A 3515-nucleotide genomic window follows, 5' to 3' on the forward strand; every position below is an offset into this window, starting at 1 on the left:
CTTTTTCGGTTGAGGAAGCCACCGAGGGAGGCCACCATGCGGACCATGGCATCGAGCGAGGGTGGTTCTTCTGGTGGAGCTTGGCGCTGGGTGACGAGGTAGACGGCCTGCCATTCGGCCGCGTCGAAGACGACATCGCAGGGCAACTCGGGGCAGGCGCGCCCGAGGTGGGTGAGCAACAGAACGCGCCAGGCGATGATCATGTAGAAGGTGATGGCGGGCTCCAGGTGCTTGCGTTCCTCCAACTGTAAGCGCTCGATCTTGCAGCCACTTTTGAGAATCTTGAAGAAGACCTCCACTTGCCAGCGACACAGATACCAGGCGATCTTCTCGAGCGCCTGTTCGGGCGTCTCGACGGGGAGATTGGTCAGCAGCAGCCACTCGAGCGGGTCATCGTTGCTGGGAGGGTCGATCTCCGTGGCCAAGAGCGCGGTGACAGTGACCTTGCTGAGCCGACGGTCGCGACGGTGCGGGGCCTTCAAGGTCACACGCACCGCCTTGAGGTGCTGCTCGACGGGACGGGCCGGTTTGCCGTGTCCGCCCGGGCGCGTCCGCCAGCGCCTCGCGCAGGGTGCGTCCATCGCTGAGCCGACGTTCATGATACTGACCCCGCACCAGCCAATCGGCCCCGTGATCGGGACAAGGGGCTTCGACGAACAGGTCGTAGAGATCGCCCTCGCGGTCAGCGATGTAGGTCAGGCGCGTGTCGGGCAGGGCCTCGGCCAGGGCGTTGACCTGCGCGAACCCCTCGACCCAGCGCGCACTCTCTTTCTCTTCGAGCGGACGGCTGGCCGCTTTGTCCTGCCCCAGACGGCCGGGCTTGCGGGCCCAGGTATGCGTGTCCAGGACGCCCAACGGGATCCGATCCGGGGTGACCGCCAGGGTCGGATGCAGATACAGCCCCCAGCGCGATTCGTAGTTGAGCGGCCCCAGGCCATTCATGCGCCCCTTCTTGGTGGTGTAGTCAAGTTCGGTCGTGTCCTGGATGCACAGCACCCGCTCATGGGCGCGCAGGCGTTCCTCGGTACGCTCCACATGCGGCGCCAGCACCCGCTTCGCTGTGACACGATCCTGATCGAGCAGGCGATAGGCCGCGCGCGTCTCGTCCCACCCGCCGCAGGCCGTCGGAATGCTTTCACTCGGCTTCATACCCAGTTTCCCCAGCACCCGCCGCGAGCGCCGATTCAGGCGGACATCGCCCAGATCGATGGTGCCAAGCTCCTGCTCCAAGGTGCCCAGCGGCAGGTCCTCGGGAAATTCGGGGGCTCGATCAATCGGTTGATTTCGCGCTGTCTCGTGCATCGTTCTCCATCCCAGCTGTCGGCGTTCACGTCACAAACAGTGCAACGGAAACCCAGGCGACGAATCCAGTCTTGGGCTGCAATCGAACAAGAAATGTGTGCGAAACTGGTTCGAGATATGGGTAAAGGGATGCCTTAGCACGAGTGAAACGCTGCAACGACGGGATCAACCACGCAGCAATCGCTACCCCGATTTACAGCAAGGGCGGCGTCGGCCGCCGCTGTGTCAGATTGCGCATCAGTAGCAAGGCTGCCCGCATCGGCCGACGCGACCAGGGCGAGAAACGCGGCAATTGGAAGTGGTCTGTCTGGCGGGTCGCAACGCCCCGCGCAGTCGAGACAGCCGCATCGAAGCCCAACTCCTCAAGCATCCTGACGTGCGACAAGTAATAGTCCAAACCTGGTCGGCCATTTGGGTATGCGAATAAGCGGACTCGCTCGCCCAAGATCTCCTCTAGCCGCAGCTTGCCGCGAATGATGTCAGCCCTCGCCTCATCATCCGACATCTCCGCCAGAATCGGATGGCTTGCCGTATGCGCGCCGATCTCCATCCCAGCATCCCGCAAGGCGAGAAGTTGATCGCTCGTCATCATGAGGTTGTCGGGCAATGGTGTATCGCCGCACAGCCGCTCCGCAACCCGAGCCACACGCTCCTGCCGCAATGTCGGCGGCAGGTACTTGACCCGCTTGACCAGGTCATCAATGGCCAGTATCCGCGACGCCAGAGACTCCAGGTCATAACAACCCAACTCAATGTCGCTGAGGTCGTACCGCCCCTCTGGAGCGATACGCACTGCTTCCGTGAGCCTGTCATTGAACATCAGACCGCCGTCGAGGTAGTCGCTCGTCACAAAAAAGGTGGCATGCAGCCCTCTCTCTTGGAGGATGGGAAGCGCAACCGTTAGGTTGTCGGCGTAACCGTCGTCGAATGTAATGCATGCGGCACGAGATGGTAAGGTTCCAGCCCTTAACGCGATGATGGCATCCGGTAGCGGAAGTACCCGAAAACACGTCCGCAACATATCCATCTGGCCTGCGAACTCAGGCGCCGTAATGACCGAGGGCTGTACAGGATCACGCGCCGCGAGGACTCTATGATGGATCAATACTGTCAAGCGCGCAGTCTCTCCACGAGGCGAAACCACACCGAGCCCGGTTCGAGTAGCCCACAACAGAGGGTTCTCGAGCAACTTATTCCAGCCACCCATCACGTAACAAGACTCCTAGATCTATGTGCAAGTCTACACCAAGCGACTGCAACCGCAACGACCAGACGCATCTAATGAAACATGTGGCCTTCCAACTTCTCCAGCAACGAATCCGCAAGCTCAACGATCCCATTATCGACCTTCAAACGACTGCCTTTCCCAGCAGAGCCCTCAGTGTCAGGATAAGTGTCACCTGCCCCTGCTATCTTTCTTAACACATCTGGGGGCGTGAGGAACTGAGTGATGAGTGGGTATTCCGAAGAACGCCGAGCGGCAATCGTAGCGAAGTTGCTGCCGCCGCAGAATCTGAGTCCGCGTGCGGTGGCCGAGCAGGAAGGGATCTCGTTGCCGACGGTGTATAAATGGCGCAAAGAGGCGCGAGCCGCAGGTCGATGCCTGCCGGATGCCGATGCCACCGGGTCGAAGTCCTGGTCGTCGAAGGACCGCTTTGGGGCGGTGGTGGAGACGGCGGGGATGAACAGCGAGGAAGTGGCCGAATACTGTCGGCGTCGCGGGTTGTATCCGGAGCAGTTGGCCCGCTGGCGTCAGGACTGCGAGCAGGCGGGGAACCTGAGTGTGCAGGAGCGACGGCGCGAGGGCGAGGAGCTGAAAGTGCAGCGTCAGCGCATTCGGCAGCTGGAGCGGGAGTTACAGCGCAAGGAGTCGGCGCTGGCGGAGACGGCGGCCCTGCTGGTGCTGTCAAAAAAAGCGCAGGCGATCTGGGGGGTAGAGGCGTGATGGTCAGTGCCTCAGATCGCCGTCGAGCCGTGGAGCTGATCGAACAGGCCCAACAGTGGGGGCACGCTTGGCGCCGGCCTGTGAGGTCTTGGGCCTGAGTGTGCGCACGGTTCAACGCTGGACATGCGAGGGCGGGGTACGCGAAGACCAACGCCCGACGGTTGTTCGTCCCAAACCAGCCAATGCGCTCAGCCCGAGGAAGAGCAGGCGATTCTGGAGGCCTGTCATCGCCCGGAATTCGCCCCTCTGCCGCCGGAGCAGATCGTGG

General features: G+C 61.9%; 4 protein-coding genes. 1 reads left to right on the forward strand and 3 read right to left on the reverse strand.

Translation table 11 applies throughout. The features are described from left to right. From THIDRDRAFT_RS26980 to THIDRDRAFT_RS22950, 3 genes are all read right to left on the reverse strand, one after another. A partial coding sequence (locus THIDRDRAFT_RS26980) for an IS4 family transposase (RefSeq protein ID WP_245535920.1) occupies nucleotides 1–494 on the reverse strand: 494 nt, incomplete at its 3' end. Continuing rightward, a complete protein-coding gene (locus THIDRDRAFT_RS24285; protein WP_007043327.1) occupies nucleotides 391–1302 on the reverse strand; it encodes an IS4/Tn5 family transposase DNA-binding protein in 912 nt (303 codons plus the stop codon). The genes THIDRDRAFT_RS24285 and THIDRDRAFT_RS26980, both read right to left, overlap by 104 nt. 193 nt (nucleotides 1303–1495) lie before the next feature. Then, nucleotides 1496–2509 carry a polysaccharide deacetylase family protein gene (locus THIDRDRAFT_RS22950; protein WP_040845951.1) on the reverse strand — a complete coding sequence of 338 codons (1014 nt, stop codon included), beginning with the start codon at nucleotides 2507–2509 and terminating at the stop codon, nucleotides 1496–1498. A gap of 243 nt (nucleotides 2510–2752) precedes the next feature. Here THIDRDRAFT_RS22950 and THIDRDRAFT_RS22955 point away from each other — a divergent pair, with 243 nt between their 5' ends. Then, on the forward strand, nucleotides 2753–3247 hold the full coding sequence (locus THIDRDRAFT_RS22955; RefSeq protein ID WP_007043329.1) for a transposase: 495 nt from the start codon (nucleotides 2753–2755) through the stop codon (nucleotides 3245–3247). The last annotated feature ends 268 nt before the right edge of the window (nucleotides 3248–3515 follow it).

The organism is Thiorhodococcus drewsii AZ1 (assembly GCF_000224065.1).
Taxonomy (GTDB): Bacteria; Pseudomonadota; Gammaproteobacteria; order Chromatiales; family Chromatiaceae; genus Imhoffiella; species Imhoffiella drewsii.

Excerpts from the sequence above, each read along its gene's own strand:
- THIDRDRAFT_RS24285 (WP_007043327.1), bottom strand. The coding sequence starts at position 1,302 with ATGCACGAGACAGCGCGAAATCAACCGATTGATCGAGCCCCCGAATTT.
- THIDRDRAFT_RS22950 (WP_040845951.1), bottom strand. The coding sequence starts at position 2,509 with ATGGGTGGCTGGAATAAGTTGCTCGAGAACCCTCTGTTGTGGGCTACT.
- THIDRDRAFT_RS22955 (WP_007043329.1), top strand. The coding sequence starts at position 2,753 with ATGAGTGGGTATTCCGAAGAACGCCGAGCGGCAATCGTAGCGAAGTTG.